The sequence below is a fragment of the Methylosinus sp. sav-2 genome, from assembly GCF_004366495.1.
In the GTDB taxonomy this organism is placed as follows: Bacteria; Pseudomonadota; Alphaproteobacteria; order Rhizobiales; family Beijerinckiaceae; genus Methylosinus.
Genome location: NZ_SOEJ01000015.1, coordinates 1 through 16,951 on the forward strand (window position 1 = coordinate 1; position 16,951 = coordinate 16,951).

A 16,951-nucleotide genomic window follows, 5' to 3' on the forward strand; every position below is an offset into this window, starting at 1 on the left:
TTCATTCGTCCACATCGGCGGTCTCCGCGAGAATCAGACCGCCTCATTGAATCACAAGCGATTCATCCGATTCAACTTGTCTTCGGACCGACACTAAGAAAAAGCCCGTGACGCGCGAATAGACGACGTCCAAATTCATCATCACGCTGGACCATGCATAAATCAGCAGCATAGCCCACAGCCAGAGCCCCCCCGCTCTGTGGAAATCGAAATTGACACGGTAGAGCGAGCCGCTCCATTTCACGAGCCATGCCGGTTTCCATCGAGCGAAAAAACTCTTGCGAGAGCGTCCGCGTGCGCGCGGCAATGTGAGCGCGAAGGCGACGAAGCAGTCGATCGTCCAAACGAGTGCGACAACACCGAGAATCCACCCACCCGGATCGTCGAGAGCGAGCGCATAATGAAGCTTGTAGACGAAGGGCATGACCTCTGCGCGGCGCGTCGGGAATACGCCGAATTTCAGTCGGCCCAATTCGACGCCTGTCACCGTGTCGAGATAGATCTGGTCGAAAGCGAGTGGAGGCGCCCCTTCGAGCGCCTCCATCGTCACCCAGGCTGTGCCTATGTAACCGAGGTAGACCTGCGTTGCTCGCGCCTGTGGCGCGAGCGCTTCGGCGCGACGCGCCAAAATGGCGGCGTCCAACTCTATCCCGGCGTGGGGGCCGGGATAGAGATCGGGCGTGATCCAGTGGTTGATTTCGTTCCAGAACGCTAGAAGGCTTCCGGTTAGACCCACGACGATCAGAAATCCCGCGATGGCGACTCCGGCCCAGCGATGCAGCCGAACGAGCGCTGCGCGGATCATTTCAATACTCGACCTTGAGAGAGCCGATGACCTGAAAGCGTTCGCCGGGGAAGATCGAAAGACGCGGGTCGAAATTGGTGAACTGATCGGCGCCCTGATAGTATCTGGTGTCGGTCAGATTCTTGAAATTGAGCTGGGCATTCCAGTTTGTTCCTTCGTATTTCCATTTATAGCCGACCATCGCATCGAGGACGGCGTAGGCGGGAAGCTGAAACGTGTTCTGGTTGTCGCCCTGGCGGATGTCGACATAGCGGACGCCGAGGCCGAAGCTCGCGCCTTCCTTGGATGCGTAGCCGTTCCAGTCGTATTTCGCCCAGATCGAACCGGAATTGCGCGGCACATTCGGCCACCACCGCCCGGAGACATCGACATAAGTCCCGAGATCAGAACTGTAATCGGAGAGCTTCAGTATCTTTGTCCGTGTATGCGCATAATTGCCGATCACGCTGAGATGATCGTCGATGCGGCCGGAGATGTCGAGCTCGATCCCTCGACTGCGCACATTTCCGGTGATCGAGGTGTTGAGCGTGCTGAGGTCCGCCGTCGCAATGTTCGTCTTGGTGAGCTGATAGAAGGCGAGCGTCGCCGTCAGCCTATCGTCGAAGAATTTTCCTTTGAGTCCTCCCTCCCACTGCTCGGAAATTTGTGGGCGGAGAGGTTGTCCGTTGGCGTCCTTGCCGTTGTTGACTCCGAAAGAGTTCGACCAGTCTCCGAACGCCGCGAGCCACGGCGTCGCCTCGAATAGAACGCCCGCGCGCGGGCTGAATCCATGCTCGCCGTATTTTGGAACATTGACCTGCTCCATCGTGGTCGGGGGATTTCCAAAAAAATCCGAATAGCCGTAGCCATGCACGGCGTAGTCCCACCGCCCGCCGCCGATGATATGGAGCCTGTCGAACAGCGTGATATGATCCTGCGCATAGAAGCCGGAATTTTGTTGCTTGAGCCGGCCTGGCTGGCAGCCGCTGACTTGGGCGCACCAGGAGTCGAGGTTCGCTTGGGTGAATTTCCAGGACGGAACGCCGCGCCAGGGCGCCCATACATTGACGTCGAGGTCCGGGTCGGCGACATATCCGCCGCCATAAGTCCGGTACTCGCCCGTGACCTTATTGAAGTCGTAACCCAGAAGAACCTCGTGCCCGACGCCGAATGTGTCGAACTTGCCGATCACGTCGGCGTTCCACGCCCAGTCGCGCTCGTGGTAGTGCTGCGCGAAGACATTGCGGTGCAAGACACCGGTCGCGGGATCGAAGGCGGAAGAATAGGCGAAGCCGTCGACGGGGACGAGATTGATGTCATCGTCCTTGTAATTGCGGGCGAGAAAGCGACCATTGAATGTCCATGACATGTCTGCGTTCTCGTATATTTTGTGCTTGACGCTGACGCCGTTGAAAAGCGTCAGGAAATTGCTGTAGGGCAGGTTCGGATCCTGCAGGTTCCGCGTGGTGGGGATCTGGATCGGCCGATTTCCCAACGCAATGACGCCGGACTCCTGCTTGAAGCGCTGCTTGGAGACCTCGACCTCATAAGTGATTTCGGTCTGCTCGAATGGTCGCCACGTCACCGCGCCCGCGAAGTCGAAGCCATCCCCAGAGACGAAGTCTCTGGAGGTCGAATCATAGCTCTGGAACGCCCCCGTGAAACGGTAGAGCAGCGTCTTATCGTCATTCAGCGGGCCTGTGGCGTCGACGAGCGTTCGATACAGCGCCGACGAGCCGATCTGCTGCTCGACCGAATAGTGCGGCGTAGCCGATGGCTTCTTGGTGTTGAGCGAGATCATGCCGCCAGGATCGCCCTTGCCATAGAGCATGGCGGCTGGACCCTTGAGCACTTCGATGCTCTCGACATTAGAGGTGTCCAAAGGCCCGAGCGCCAGGAAGACGAATGCGCCTGGGCCGGCGCGCAGCTCATTGCGGAATATCGAAAAGGTACGGAATCCGCGAATATTGTAGACCGCATTCCCGCCGAGCGCCGGCTCGAACCAGACGCCGCTGACGTTCTGGAGCGCCTCTCGGACGGAGTTCTCCTTGCGATCGTCGATGACGGCGCGGGGCACGACCTGAATCGACGCCGGCGTGACGAAGATCGGCGTGTCTGTCTTCATCGCCGAGCTCGCGTTCGGAGCGGCGTAGCTAGGACTGCCGATGGCGTCGCCCGGAGTAGCTCGTGAGGGAACGGTCGCGTTGGCGCGCGCGGCGCTGTCCGCGCCGACGTCGATCGTCGGCAGCGCCTCTTGGGCGAACGCGGCGGACATGAACACAAAGGTGGAGGCGCCAGCGGAAACACCGCGCAGCAGTCGAGAAGGCGTCATGATTTGTCCCTGATGCGGCCGCTATCGGCCGTTTGAACCGAGATCGTGCGAGTGCGGTCCGTTCGGACCATTCGATGGATCGGATCAGGAAAAATGCGGCGGCGCGCGCGACGACCAGGCGCTCGCCCAGCCCGCAGGCGGTCTGACTTGCGCGGAAGCAGGAATCCGGGACAATCGGGCGCCGTTCGCGTCGACAGGCTCGCTGTCCACGAGGGCGAGAAGAGCCGTTGCGCAATCGGCGTCGCATCCACCGCAGAGGATGCAACAGTCGTCGAGATGATGTCGCGTGTCGCCGGAGCCGCCGCCGAGCCCCCATTTCGCGCAAGCGATGGAAGCGCCCGAAGCGAGAAGGGCCGTATCGCCGTTCGGCTGGCCCCGGGGCCGAAACGGCAGACCGATTGTCGTAAGAGCCTGAAGAGCGATCGCGACGGCCAGGAGACAAGCGACGACGACGCGAAGCCGGTTCGCGGACCGACGGCGCGCGGTCTCCCGCCCTGTCGTCCTCGCTCGCATCATGCTCTGGTCAACCTCCAGGACAATTCGGCCTTTTCGACCACGGTCGCGGTCGATGCACGATAAGGCACGAACGTCTTGCGAAGATGACCCGGCGAGAATTGCCGAAAATTCAGGGCGATCGTGATACAAATGACACAGTCAACGATAGGACCGATGTCCTGCCATTGCTTTCTTGCAACTTTTGGACGCTTCCCTATGGAATGGCGGTCGGCCCATTCACGCGGGCTGGGGATCTTGGGAGCGGCGCCCATGCGTATCTTATTGGTCGAGGATCAACCGGAACTGGCGACCAGCGTCGCCAGGAGAATTCGACAGGCGGGCTACGCCATCGACACTTTCGGCACCATTCGCGACGCGGATGCGGCGTTGGACGAGCAATCCTATGCAATCGCCGTGCTCGACCGCCGCCTGCCGGACGGCGATGGACTGTCGCTGGTGGCGCGCATCCGGGGCAAGCATCCTGGTAGCCGGATATTGATGCTGACGGCCCTGGACGCGATCGACAGCCGCATCGAGGGATTGGACGCGGGAGCAGACGACTATCTCGTCAAGCCTTTCGCCATAGAGGAGCTGATGGCGCGTATTCGCGCGAGCTTGCGACGGCCCGGCGGCGAGCGCGCGCCGCCAGTGGAAGTGGGCGCGCTTTCGTTCGACCTGGAGACGCGTACGGCTTTTGTCGGTGGCGAGCCGGTCGTGCTGCTTCGCCGTGAGCTTGCTCTTCTGGACGCGCTGATCCGGCGCGTCGATTGCATCGTCTCGCGCGAGGCGCTGGTTTCGGCGATCTACGGGCTCGACGAAGACATAGAAGAGCATGCGCTGACGAAGCTCGCTTCCCGGCTGCGCGCGCGCCTGGCCGAGCTGAACGCCGGCGTTCTCATTCATGCGGCCAGAGGCTTGGGGTATATGATAACGGACGCGGCGCCCAAGAGACCGAAATGACGATCGGCCGCTCGCTCGCGCTGCGCGTCGTTTGCTATCTGGTCCCGGCGCAGTTCGTCGCCTTCGTCGTCGCGCAATTGTCGATCATGGGCCTCGGCGCGACCCATTTGTGGTTCGTCGATACGAGCGTCGACGAATTCGCCATCCATCGCGTCGGACGGATGGTGATCGACTCGCTGACCAAAGGAGCGGACGGCCAAATGCGGCTCGCGCCGACCGAGGCGCTGCGCGCCGAGCTCGAGCGCTCGCCCGGCTTGAAATATGCGGCCTTCGATGTCGAAAGTTACGAGGCGCTCCCGGGCTCCTCCCCAGAACTCGCGGAAACGCTGTCTGGCGCGATCAGAGTCAACTCCACCCACACGCATTTCGTTCTTCCTTCCGATCCGAAGTCGGTCCCTCACGGATACGCCGACGCCAGAACGACGCCTTATGGAACTTTTCAAATCGCCGTCTATGGGGAGAAATTTCAATGGATCGACCTTCTCTACGCCATCAGCGAAGAATTCCGATGGTCGTCGGTCGATTTCGTTTCGACCACTCTGCTATCGGTGGGAGCGGCTTGGTTCGCCGTGCGGCGTGGATTGGCTCCGCTGCGCTCCTTGTCACAGGAGGCCTCGCGCATCGATTTGGAATCGCTCGATGCGCGTCTCTCGACCGCAGACGTTCCCTCGGAGGCGGCGCCCCTCGTCAGAGCCGTCAACGAGGCGCTGTCGCGCCTCGACGCCAGCGCGACCCGACTGCGTCGCTATATCGCGAACGCCGCGCATGAGCTGCGCACGCCTCTGGCGATTCTGCGCACGCGCATAGAGGACAGCGAGGACGCCCCGACATTCAAGAGCGATCTCCTGCGCGACGCTGGTCGGCTGCAAGTGGTGGTCGAGCAGATGCTCGTCGCGTCTCGTTTGGCCGAGAGCCAGCTTCCACTCGATCAGATAGTCGATCTCGCCGAGGCTGTTCGTCAGACCGTGTCCCGTCATGTCCTGCTCGCATTGCGATGTGAACGCTTCATCGAGTTCGAGACAAGCGACCCAGCTCCGAAAGTCAGAGGCAATCTTCGCGCGATCGAATGCATAATCGCGAACATCGTCGACAACGCCTTGCGGGCTGAGCCGATTGGAGGAACGGTGCTCGTGCGGGTCGGCTCCGACGCTGTCGTCGAGGTGATCGACCATGGGGAGGGGCTCTCGCAGTCCGATCAGGCGACGGCCTTCGAGCCATTTTGGCGGAAGAGCGACGCGGTCCCCGGAACGGGACTGGGGCTCACCATCACCAAGGAGCTTTTTGACAAGCTCGGGGGACGTATCTGGATCGAGGAGACTCCGGGCGGAGGAGCGACATTCAAACTCGCATTTCAAGCGATACGATGAGGGATTCGCCAAGACCGCCCCCCAGGCGAAGGTCTGAGCCGCTACGCGAGCCCGTCCAGCGGGTCACTCGTTCGCGCGTCACCGACGTGGAATAGCGAACCCCGCGACCGTCACGAGAACTTCAGCCGAGCCAGGGGATCCGGATCTTTATGCCCTGCCGATCCGGTGGCGCGAACGTCCGCGAAATCCAGGGAAAGCGGTCCCTCTGGACGTTTGTGACGAATGGCCGGTTATGGCGCGAGTTCCCCCTTCTCGGCGGCGAAGGAGGAACTGTGACCCATTGCGGCCCCGTCGCGCCCGCAGGGCCAACGTCTGGTTACGCCGGAAGCTGACATTCCCGGATCCGGCGTCACTGGGCGTAACGTACGGACGCTCTTGGTTTGGGTCGGGGGGAAAGACCGCTGGAAAAGTCCGCACCTCTCGCCACGTTGGGATTCTGCAACAGACAAAGAGCTTTTGCTGGTCCGCCGGCCCAGACGTTTCCTTTCGCGGCGTTGACAAGCTCACGTCGGAAGTTACCAATGCGCCTAGGGTCGAAGTCGAGGCGGTCAGGCGGAGGAGAAGACGGGCGCTCGGCGCGGGTGTCCGAAGATGTTCAGAAAGACCGAGGGAAACAAGGCGGCGATCGCGATCTGGCCGAATGGAATCGCCCGCGTGTCGATCGTGGGCCTCTTGGCTCGGTCTCTCTTCATCGTCAGGTAAGGCGGCGGCCGCTTTGTCCGATGCCGTCGACCGCGGCATGTCGCTGCGAGCGTCAGTCATTGCGTCGGCGACGACCGTCGCCATGCCCCCGGCGGCATTTTTCTTGTCCCTGCCGCATTCCTCGCGAGTCCGCTCGGCTCGACGATCGCGCTGGAACTTTCTCGGTCCTTCCTAAACTTGACCAATGACAAGGGGCGGGCTTACAAATCACGCATGATGAACTGGGGCGCACAGCGAAAACTATCGGCGAGCGCCATTATCGGCGCTTTGATCTGTTTCGTCGCATTGCAGAGCAGTTTTGCCTATGCGCGCAATGTGGAAGCGCTCCGTTCTCACACCTCCGCCGCTTTCGAGTCTGGAAATTATGAGATTTGCAGACTCGCCTCCGCGTCGGATCCAAAAGCGCCGATCCAGGACCACCATACCGCCGATCAATGCTGCCTTCTCTGCGCATCGGGTGGTCGTGACGATCAGCCTACTCTGCTTTTCTTCCTCGGCGTTGTCTCCGATTTTCTCGCCCCTCTAACCTCGACCGACGTCGCCGATACGTGCGTCGACGACATCGACCGTCACCTTACGACCTGGACGAGTTCTCACTCTTCCCGCGCTCCGCCGCGTCTGTCCTGAACGCTTCTCCCGCTCTGGAGCGGGAAAATCGTTCGGGGCGGGGCCCGCTCGGGCGGCCTCTCGCTTCGCCGCCATCGCGAGTTCGAGGCTCCAGCGGAAGCCACATCATGTTCAGAACCAATGGCCGTTCGATCGGCGAGCTCTTCGAGCGCAACAAGCGCGATCTTCTCGACTGTCTCACGCGTCGCGTCGGTTACGAGGACGCTTTCGATCTTCTACAAGAGACCTTTGTGCGGATGCTGCGGCGTCGGGAAGTCGGACCGATCGCCGACGAGGACGCCTATCTACGAACGACGGCGATCAATCTCGCGCGCGACTTCTCCCGTCATTCCAAGACCATGGCCAAGCACGTCGCGCCAGGCGACATCCCGGCCGAGATCGCCGAGACCGGACTCGATCCGTCACAAGTTTGCGAGGCGAAGGAAGGCGCCCGCTTGCTGTACGCCGCGATGAAAGGCCTGCCCCCTAAGTGTCGGGAAGTCTTCATCTTACGTCGCTTCCATGATCTTTCGCCGGACGAAATAGCTCAACGGCTGGGCATTTCCCGAAACATGGTCCTCAAGCATCTGCGACTGGCGCTGGAGAGGTGCCATGCGGCGCTCGACTAAATTTTCGCATCGAGACGCTCACCTTATATCACTGTCGGCATCCGTCCTGCTAAAGTAGTGGATCAATGGCGGCGATAACGCCCTGTAAGAGGCAGATTGGCGCGGAGATGGAGGAGGATGACGCTCCCCGTGATCGGGCGAACCGTCGGAGAGCGGCCATCGAATGGTGGACGCGCCTGGACAGTCGCGCTCCGACTCCGCAGGAGCGCGAGGCGTTCGTCGTTTGGCTGACGCATGATCCGGCCAACCGCGAGGCATTCGAGAAGGTTTGCCGCATCTGGGGCGATCTCGAAGACCTGCGGCCGCTCATAGACGCCTTCGAAGTGCTTCCGCCGCGCCGAACGCGGCGCGTTCGCGTCGCCGCCGTCCTCGCGGGGCTCGCCATAACGCTGTTGTCCTATGTCTTTTTCGACGACGCCTGGATCATGTTGAGGGCGCAGACCCGCACCGGCGTCGCGGAGACGCGGACCATTCGGCTCGTCGACGGATCGCGGATCGAGCTCGGCCCTCGCTCGGCCATCTCGCTCGATTTCGACGAAGGCAAGCGCAATGTGACCCTCCTGAAGGGCGAGGCTTGGTTCGACGTCGCGCCGGACGCCGGCAGGCCCTTTTCCGTTCTGGTCGCCCGCGGCTCGGTGACGGCTCTCGGCACGAGCTTCGACATCTCGACGACGGGGGAGCGAACGGAGATCACTGTCGCTCAGCATCGGGTGCGCGTCATGACGGGTGGCCCGGCGATCATCGTCGATGAAGGCGAGCAGAGCGCTTTTGGGCCGGGCGTCGCCGCGGTCGATCCATACCGGGTGCAAGTCGACCATGTCGCCGCATGGCGTCGCGGAAAGCTGATATTCGACGACAAGCCGCTCGCCGAGGTCGTCTCTGTGCTCGGACATTATCTGAGCGGATATATTCTCATTCTCGATCCATCGATCCGAGAAAGGCGCGTGAGCGGCGTGTTCGACGCGGCAGATCCGATCGCCGCCATCTCCGCGATCGAGAAGGCTCTCGGCCTTCGCGCTCTCGATCTCGGCTATCTCGTCGTGCTCACGGGATAAGAGAGGATTTTTTTTGCTCGTCGACCTCCCCGCGGGAGGGGTCGGTTCGTCCTTGTCTGAGTGGGAGGCGTGGTGTCTGCCGCCAGGAGACGGGACAGGACCAAAACGAGATGTCGGATCGGATTCCTCACGGCAGCAAGTCAGCGAAGGGTGGGATGATGGGGGCGACGGCCATCCTGACCGCGATGGGCGCTCTCGCATTCGGATCGAACGCGGATCGCGCCGAAGCGCATGCGCAGATGCCGCAGAAGGAAATCGCCGAGATCGTACGAAGCTACGACATTCCGGCCGGCCCCATCTCGACTGCGCTCAACAGCGTCGCTGACGCGAGCGGCGTGCGCATCGTCTATGACTCACGCTTGACCCGCTCGTATCGGACGAGAGGCGTCTCGGGATCGCATAGTCTCGCGGCGGCGCTGTCGGAAGTCCTGTCGGGAACGGGGCTGAGCTATGAGCTGTCTCCCAACGGCAAGTCGGTGCTGATCGTCCTGGCTCAAGCCGGCGACACTCGCAACGATGCGAGCGCTGGCGGCGCCACGCCTCTGCCGACGATCGATATCGGCTCCGAGCCCAATCGTCCGACAAGCCGCCCCGGCTCGGGCGCAGGCAGCCAAGGGCCGGGAGATCGGCACACCGGCTACAACGCCGTCCGCGCGCCCTCGACGCTGAAGACGGACACGCCGCTACTGAAGACTCCGATCGCGGTCGAGGTGGTGACGCGCCAGACGATGGACGATCAGCAGGCGATCTCCGTCGGGGATGCGCTGCTATCCAACGTCAGCGGCGTGACGCCGGCGGCGAATGTCTTCGATCTGTTCAAGGTTCGCGGTTTCTTCAACACTGTTGGCAACGTCTACAAGAACGGCCTCATGGAATACAGGCTCCGCAATCTCGACACGACCAATCTGCAGTCGATCGAGGTGTTGAAAGGCCCGGCGGCCATGCTATTCGGCCGTGGCGAACCCGGCGGAGTCGTCAATATGGTGGTCAAGCGGCCGCTGGAGACGCCCTACTACTCGTTGCAGCAGCAAGTAAAGTCCTTCAGTGGAACGCGCACGACGCTGGACGCCACCGGACCGCTGACCGAAGACAAATCGATCCTCTATCGCTTCAACGGCGAATTCTACAGCACCGATTCCTATCGCAATTTCGTCCGCGACAGGAATGTCTTCATCGCGCCGACGATCTCGATTCATCCGGTCGAACAGTTTCGGATGAACATCGATTTCGAATATCAGAACAAGACCTGGGTCGACGATTATCCCGTTCTGCCGGCGGTCGGGGGACGCCCTGCCAATATTCCAGTCAGCCGCTATCTCAGCGCTCCGACCGTGATGACGACGATGCCCGACCATTTCGACAGGAAGCGTATCGCCTATGATTGGACCTACGACTTCCTTCCCGACTGGAGCCTGACAAATCGACTGAGCTACTATAATGTCGGTACGAGAAACGAGAATGTGACCGGAACGAGTTTCAATGCGGTGACGGGCGTATTGAACCGCGCATTAAACTATTTTCCCGGCTATACGGATAGGAGCTTCGCGACCAATCTCGACCTGAAGGGAAAATTTACAACCGGCCCTCTCGAGCATTCGATATTGCTCGGCTACGATTATTTCGCCACTTTCCTGCCGACCTACACCTATTATTTCTACAACCCGACGAGCGCGATCAACATCTACGCTCCTGGTTATTCGCGGCTGGAAAACCCTTATCAAAAGCCAGTTTACGGCGTGGCGGGCCAAAAGTGGACCGGAGTCTATGGTCAGGACATGATCTCGTTCCTGGACGATTCCGTCCATGTGCTGCTCGGCGGGCGCTATGATTGGACCGACTATGGCTCCAACAGAATCTCCTCCTCCGCCTATTTGGCCAGCACCTCCTATGTGAGTGTCCATGCCGAAGCTTTCAGTCCTCGCGTCGGCGTCGTCTATCAGCCACTGTCCTGGTTGTCGCTCTATGGAAATTTCACCCAGTCCTTCGGAGCGAACAATGGCACGACCACGGCGCTCATGCCGCTCGCGCCGCAGAAGGGCGAGCAATTCGAAGGCGGCGTGAAGGCGGAGCTGCTCGACAAGCGCCTCACGCTGACCATGGCCTATTTCGATATTTTTAAGACCAATATTCCCTATACGGATCCGACCAATTCGAACAACACGCTGCTGATCGGCAAGGCGCGCAGCCAGGGATTCGAGTTCGATCTGACGGGCCGCATCGATGACAATTGGAGCGTCATCGCCAATTACACACATGACGATGTGCGCACGATGCAGGGGGCGAGTTCCTATAATCCGTTGACGCTCATCACGACGCAGCTCGCGATCTCGGGCTCGAAATTGGCTGCGAGCCCTCGGAACTACGGAAATCTCTGGGTGAAATACGACGCCGATGGGGATCTGCTCGGGCTGAGCCTCGGCGCCGGGGTGTCCGTCTACGAGAGCTCCTTCGGCGACACCGCCAATACCTTCGTTCTGCCAAGCTATGCGCTGCTCAATAGCATGGTCGCCTACAGCACGAAGATCGCGGGATACACCGTCACCGGCCAGCTCAACGTCAAGAACATAACGGACGCGACCTATTATCCGACCTCGACCGATCGCTACACCATCCAGACCGGAACGCCGCGCACTTTCCTCGGCTCTCTGCGCGTGGAGTTCTAAGTCTGTCTGCGAATTCGGCGGCCGACGAAGACGAGGGTGCGAGCCCATCTGGAAGGAGCGACCAACGATGCGGGAACAAAATTCGAAGCTCGCGGCGCTGCTGATCGCAGCTCTCACGGTCGGAGTCCGGTCGACAAAAGTGGCGCGATCTGCCGCATGACCGCGCTGGACGATCCAGAATGCCACGCCGATCGTCTCGGCGCTCCGTCTCGATCTCGCGGAAAGCGCTCCAGGCGCTGGCGATGCCGGCAAGCGGACGAAGCCCGGCGTCTCGCCGGTCTTCAAGGTCGGCGCCGCCAAGCCGGCGAAGATCGTGGGCGGCAAGCAATGAAACGCGCGCCGCTTCTCTCGCGTTCGTAGCCGATATCGCCGCGGCGGCGACCCCACCGCAACAAATTGGCGCGGTCGCCCTGCATGCATGACGGGACGACCGCGACGCTCGAAGAGTTCATCGATAATCACGCGCAGCGCTGCCGCAGGATCGGTCTCTCGGCGCGCGTCTCCGAACCATTGGAGGCGCGGACCGCGAACAGGCATGGACGCAATCTATACTACGTACGCAATGTATATATTTTTTACACTTAACTATTTTCGGCTCGAAGATAGAAAAATAAGCGATTTTGTATTGCCATAGGAGAATTTTCAGCTATTATGTATTCATCGCATTGCTGAACGCCGCGGATGCGATGCTTTGTCTATTCTGTATAATACAGTCAGACCGGCTTAACTCGGCGCTTTTCAGGAGGAAGCAATGGCTATCAAGATCTCCAAGAAGGAAGTTCTCCCGGTCGTCGGTCGTCTGGGCGCGATGTGCAGCTCGTGCCCGATGTGCGGCCCGCTCTGCCCCTGATCGGCAGGCCGCCCCCGTCGCATTCGCCGGGGGCGGCGTCTCGAGACCTACGGTCATTTTCTTGGAGGCCTGTTTCGATATGCTGATCGGCTTCAATTTCACGCTCAACGCGACCCTCGACATGGTCCAGCGGATGATCAAGGCGCGCCAGATCGACTATTGTGAGCTATTGATCGACAATTTTCTCCATGTCCCCCCAAAAGAGCTGGAGACGACTCTCGATTGCCCGATCGCATTTCATATCATGTTCTCGAAATTTCTCGAGAGTGACGACGAGGTCCTCGGCAAGCTGGCGAAGCGGATACGGATTCTCATCGACGCATTGAACCCGATCTACGTGTCGGACCATTTGCTACGTTTTACACATGAAGGCAGATGCTTCTACAACCTGGGCGAAATAGATTACGAGACGCAATTCGACGCCGTTCGACGGCGCGTCGAGAAGTGGCAGGATTTGCTCGGACGTCGCCTCTATCTCGAAAATTTTCCATCGATCATGGAGGGCGGATGGGATGCGCCGGCCTTTTATCGGCGCCTATCCAAGGAGACCGGCGCGGGCGTTCTCTTCGACGCATCGAACGCCGTCTGCGCGAAGCACAATTGCGGCGCGCCGCTCGACCTCTGGAACGATATCGTCGAGACGACGCAGCATTTTCATGTCGCGGGCTATGCGCAGTCATTCAGCGCGCCTCATGTCATCGTCGACGCGCATGATCGAGAGATGGCGCCGGATACGATCGAATTTCTGTCCTCGATGCGCTCGTCATTCGACAAGCCCGGCGCGACGATCACCTACGAGCGCGACATCAACATCGACTATGATTCGATTGCAGTCGATCTGCAGCGTCTGCGCGAGATATTCCCCCACACTCAGGAGCTCGAGCATGCCGATCTTGTCGCCTGCGCCAGCTAGAATCGACGCCGATCTCTATGCCGATCTTATCGACCCTGCGCGGCTCGCGACCTATCCACGCGAGTCACGTTCCTATATCCGCATCGACATAAGCCTTCGCGCCTATTGGCACACGCTGTTCGACACCTGCCCATTGCTGCTCGATCTGTCCGGCCCGGACGGAGCGTCGATCTTCCATCCTTTCATGGCCTGGGCCAGACAGGAGAAGCTGTCCTTCGATTGGACCTATTTTCTGTGGGTCTATCAATGGCTGGCGCAGTCGGAGTTTCGGGACCGGCTGAGCGAGGAACTATTGTTGTCGATGATGACGGCCTCCGCCGCTCGCTGGCTCGGCTATGATCGCAATGTCGATGACCTCGGCGTCGTGATCGGCACGCCTCTGATCGATGGAGTGGTGGTCGGCTGGAAGATGGACAGCGTCTATTGCGGCCTGAACCAGGTGGAGCGCCTCGAGTTCGAGGAGCCGCTTCCGGCGCCGGACGGCCTGTTCGGCTATTTCTTCACGCCAAGTCTCAGACTCGGCCATTTTCCCGGCTGGCGGCCGATACCGCGATGATCGAAAGCGGCTTCTGGCGCGGATATTGGCCATTGCTCGTCAGTATCGGCTCCACGCAGCTCGTGCTGCAGGTGGATATCGTCACGCTGGGGTGGCTGGGAGGCGACGCGCAGAGCGCCTATGTTCTTCTCACGCGTCTGGCGCTGCTCGATCTCGTGCTGATGACAGCCATGGGAACGGTCGCCTCGACCATCGTCGCGCAAAGGCGACGCACAGCCGACGGGGCGACAGCGATCGGCGGCGCGCTGTTCCTCTCGGCGATCGGCGGCCTGTTCTGCGGGCTTCTCGGCTTCATGTTCTATCCCAGATTGGCTGCGTTGGTGGCAGGCGAGGGCGAAGTCGCGGCGCAGATCGAGACGGCTATCTACCTGTACACGGTCGCCACGCCCCTGCGCTTCTCCGTCACCGCCGCCATTCTCATTCTCCATGCGCTGGACGAAGGCGTTTCCATCGTTCGCTGGAAATTGATCGAAGGCGCATTGAAGATCGGTGGCAATCTCCTCTTCATCGGCGTTCTGGGCTTGGGGCTTCGGGGCTGCTTCGCGAGCGGGCTCGTCGTTGCGATCGTCTCGTCCATATGGTGTTGGCGCATCCTCTCTTCGCGTCACGCAGCGCCGTTCCACATTCCGAGCTGTTCCTTGGCTAGGAGTTTCTTTCGTTCGACGGCGTGGGAGTCGCAGCGAACTGTCGCGGTGCATTTCGCGGTAACGGTCGGCGTCATGCTTTTCGCGGCCCCCTGGCTCGGACATTACGACATTTCTCGGCTGAGCGCCTATGCCGCCGGACAGACGCTGATGCTCCTTGTCTTCGCGCCATTGCTGGCGCTCACGCGCTTTCTCTCTTTCCGACTGGCGCGCGTCGGGGACGACGTCATCGCGCCGCTCGTCCGCGCGCTTTGGCTTCGCGGCGCGCCCGTCTCTTTCTTCGCTGCGCTCGTGCTGTTCACAAGCCGCGATCTGCTCGGCGATCTGTACGGTCAGCAGGGGCCTTGGTGGTCGTCCCTGATCGTGGCGCTCGCCGTTTCACTACCGCTTCGACACGCGGCCAATGTGACGAGGGCCGCGCTGCTGTCGCGCGGAGCTTTCGCCGAGGTCGCGAAAGCGGACAGCGTCGCGCTCTGGTCCTGCGCCGTGCCTCTTTTGGCGTTGGGACTCGCGGCCGATTCGCCGCCGTTGACCTATACGTCGCTGATCGTCCCTGAGGCTATCTGCGCGCTGTGGCTCTGGCGGCGTCTCACACTGCCCAGGAACAGCGTGCGCGCGAACGCGGCCCTCTGAAAAGCCATGATCCGCGAGGGGCGCCGAGAGAAGACGCGACGCGAGAGAGCAGGAGGTTGCAGGACCATGCCATCCGAACATGCGCCAGTTTTGATCGTGGGCGGCGGATATGCGGGGCTGACGGCCGCGCTGATGCTTTCCATCCGCGGCGTTCCGTGCCGGCTCATCGAGCGCCGCGCCGCGCTCTCCGATCATCCCAGAGCGCACGGGTTCAATCTTCGCAGCCTCGAGCTGCTACGGCAGGTTCCTGGCCTCGAAAACGACCTGCGCCTCGTCACGCGAGCTGCGCCCGGCGACACGACGATCATGGTCGCTGAGACGGTCACGAGCTCGCCCATAAAGATAATGGCGACGCCGGGCGGATTCGATCCGCGCCCGCTCTCGCCGGCAATGCTTTGCAGCGCCGGCCAGGATCGCGTCGAGCCGGTGCTGCTTCGCCATGCGCGAGCGCATGGCGCCGACATTCGCTTTTCGACCGAGCTCATCCGTGTCTCGCAAGACGTGGACAATGTCCGCGCCTGTCTGCGCGACACGGAGAGTGGAGAGGAGACGATGGTCCATGCCGACTATCTCGTCGCCGCCGATGGAAGCAGCAGCGCTATCCGCAGAGCGCTCGGCGTCGACATGATCGGACTCGACGGCGTGTCTCACGCAGTGTCCATTCTCTTCCAAGCCGATCTGTCGATCGCGATGGGGAAGCGCGGCTTCCTTCTCTGCTACCTACGTCATCGCGACTTCACGGGAGCCTTCGTCAGCTGCGACGATCCCGACCGAGGGCAGCTCAATGTCGAATATGACGCGGCTCGCGAAACCGTGTCGGACTTCGATGTCGAGCGATGTAAGAAACTCGTGCGCGCGGCGTTGGGTCAATCCGATCTCGACGTCCAGATTCTGAACGTCCTTCCCTGGCGGATGTCGGCGTTGCTCGCCGAACGAATGATCCTCGGCCGAGTGTTTCTCGCCGGCGACGCGGCCCATATAATGCCGCCGGTCGGAGGCCTCGCCGGTCAAACCGCGATCCAGGATGCGGCCGATCTCGCCTGGAAGCTCGCCATGGTGATCAAAGGCGAGGCCCGCCCGGCTTTGCTGGACACCTATGACGCCGAGCGCCGTCCCGTCGCGCAGCTCTCGATCGCGCGTGCGACCGAGAATTATGTCGAACGGCTACGTCAGGACCGTTCCGATCTCTCTGACGCCTTCGGTCGAGTCAACTATCTCGACGCCGCGATGAGCTATCGCTATCGATCGCCGGCTATTTCCTTGGACGAGCCGGACGATGGACTGCCGGCGGACGATACGCTGCATCCGAGCGGAAAGCCCGGGTCCCGACTCGCGCATGTTCCGCTCGTCAGAAACGGCGCCGAGATTTCGACGCACGATCTCGTGGGACAAGGATTTGTGCTGCTGGCCGGTCCCTCCGGATCCGCATGGATCGAGGCCGCGCGAGCGCTCTCTCACGGCGAAGACGCGCCGTTGAGAGCCTTTCTGATCGGAGTAGATGTCGATGATCCGACCGGTGCATTTCTCTCGCGAACCGGGCTCGGACCGAGCGGAGCTCTGCTCGTGCGCCCCGACGGCTTCATCGCATCGCGATCAGTCGATGGGAGCGCGGATTCCGAAGCAATTCTGAGGCGTTCCCTCGATCGCGCGCGCTGTCTCGATCGGCGCGAAGTCCCACCTTCGTCGCCTGCTTACGCGTCGATGGCCAAAGTCGTGCCGTGAGGAGCCATGTCAGCCCCAAAAAGCCCGCTTCCTAAAATCC

13 protein-coding genes are annotated in these 16,951 nt (G+C 61.1%); 11 read left to right on the plus strand and 2 right to left on the minus strand.

Translation table 11 applies throughout. The features are described from left to right. Nucleotides 1-43 precede the first annotated feature (43 nt). Both EDE12_RS18180 and EDE12_RS18185 read right to left on the minus strand, forming a co-directional pair. Nucleotides 44-805: a PepSY-associated TM helix domain-containing protein gene (locus tag EDE12_RS18180; protein ID WP_051592402.1), complete on the minus strand. Its 762-nt coding sequence runs from the start codon at nucleotides 803-805 to the stop codon at nucleotides 44-46. A 1-nt stretch (nucleotide 806) separates the two neighbouring features. Then, nucleotides 807-3,116 carry a TonB-dependent receptor gene (locus EDE12_RS18185; RefSeq protein WP_084768441.1) on the minus strand — a complete coding sequence of 770 codons (2,310 nt, stop codon included), beginning with the start codon at nucleotides 3,114-3,116 and terminating at the stop codon, nucleotides 807-809. A gap of 765 nt (nucleotides 3,117-3,881) precedes the next feature. Between EDE12_RS18185 and EDE12_RS18190 the strand changes: the two genes are divergently transcribed. The 11 genes from EDE12_RS18190 (at nucleotide 3,882) to mbnF (ending at nucleotide 16,911) form a co-directional block, all read left to right on the plus strand. Then, on the plus strand, nucleotides 3,882-4,571 hold the full coding sequence (locus EDE12_RS18190; RefSeq protein WP_036290583.1) for a response regulator transcription factor: 690 nt from the start codon (nucleotides 3,882-3,884) through the stop codon (nucleotides 4,569-4,571). Then, nucleotides 4,568-5,938, plus strand: coding sequence for a HAMP domain-containing sensor histidine kinase (locus tag EDE12_RS18195; RefSeq protein ID WP_026598281.1), 1,371 nt, complete (start codon nucleotides 4,568-4,570; stop codon nucleotides 5,936-5,938). The genes EDE12_RS18190 and EDE12_RS18195 overlap by 4 nt, the downstream gene beginning before the upstream one ends. Before the next feature lie 879 nt (nucleotides 5,939-6,817). Further along, the gene (locus EDE12_RS18200) at nucleotides 6,818-7,267 is read left to right on the plus strand and encodes a hypothetical protein (RefSeq protein ID WP_134188209.1); all 450 of its coding nucleotides are present in this window, start codon (nucleotides 6,818-6,820) and stop codon (nucleotides 7,265-7,267) included. A 107-nt stretch (nucleotides 7,268-7,374) separates the two neighbouring features. Continuing rightward, on the plus strand, nucleotides 7,375-7,875 hold the full coding sequence (locus tag EDE12_RS18205; RefSeq protein ID WP_026598280.1) for a sigma-70 family RNA polymerase sigma factor: 501 nt from the start codon (nucleotides 7,375-7,377) through the stop codon (nucleotides 7,873-7,875). 107 nt (nucleotides 7,876-7,982) lie between these two features. Beyond that, on the plus strand, nucleotides 7,983-8,930 hold the full coding sequence (locus EDE12_RS18210) for a FecR family protein (protein WP_026598279.1): 948 nt from the start codon (nucleotides 7,983-7,985) through the stop codon (nucleotides 8,928-8,930). Between the two features lie 158 nt (nucleotides 8,931-9,088). Next, nucleotides 9,089-11,593, plus strand: coding sequence for a TonB-dependent receptor (locus EDE12_RS18215; RefSeq protein WP_026598278.1), 2,505 nt, complete (start codon nucleotides 9,089-9,091; stop codon nucleotides 11,591-11,593). A gap of 751 nt (nucleotides 11,594-12,344) precedes the next feature. Then, on the plus strand, nucleotides 12,345-12,443 hold the full coding sequence (mbnA, locus tag EDE12_RS22530) for a methanobactin (protein WP_084768440.1): 99 nt from the start codon (nucleotides 12,345-12,347) through the stop codon (nucleotides 12,441-12,443). 79 nt (nucleotides 12,444-12,522) lie between these two features. Further along, on the plus strand, nucleotides 12,523-13,356 hold the full coding sequence (gene mbnB / locus EDE12_RS18225) for a methanobactin biosynthesis protein MbnB (RefSeq protein ID WP_024881683.1): 834 nt from the start codon (nucleotides 12,523-12,525) through the stop codon (nucleotides 13,354-13,356). Continuing rightward, nucleotides 13,328-13,912 carry a methanobactin biosynthesis protein MbnC gene (gene mbnC, locus EDE12_RS18230; RefSeq protein WP_024881684.1) on the plus strand — a complete coding sequence of 195 codons (585 nt, stop codon included), beginning with the start codon at nucleotides 13,328-13,330 and terminating at the stop codon, nucleotides 13,910-13,912. Before mbnB ends, mbnC begins: the two co-directional genes overlap by 29 nt. After that, a complete protein-coding gene (gene mbnM, locus EDE12_RS18235; RefSeq protein ID WP_026598277.1) occupies nucleotides 13,909-15,189 on the plus strand; it encodes a hypothetical protein in 1,281 nt (426 codons plus the stop codon). The genes mbnC and mbnM overlap by 4 nt, the downstream gene beginning before the upstream one ends. Nucleotides 15,190-15,255: 66 nt before the next feature. Next, nucleotides 15,256-16,911 (plus strand): methanobactin biosynthesis FAD monooxygenase MbnF, encoded by a 1,656-nt coding sequence (gene mbnF, locus EDE12_RS18240; RefSeq protein ID WP_051592400.1) that lies wholly within the window; start codon nucleotides 15,256-15,258, stop codon nucleotides 16,909-16,911. Nucleotides 16,912-16,951: the final 40 nt, after the last annotated feature.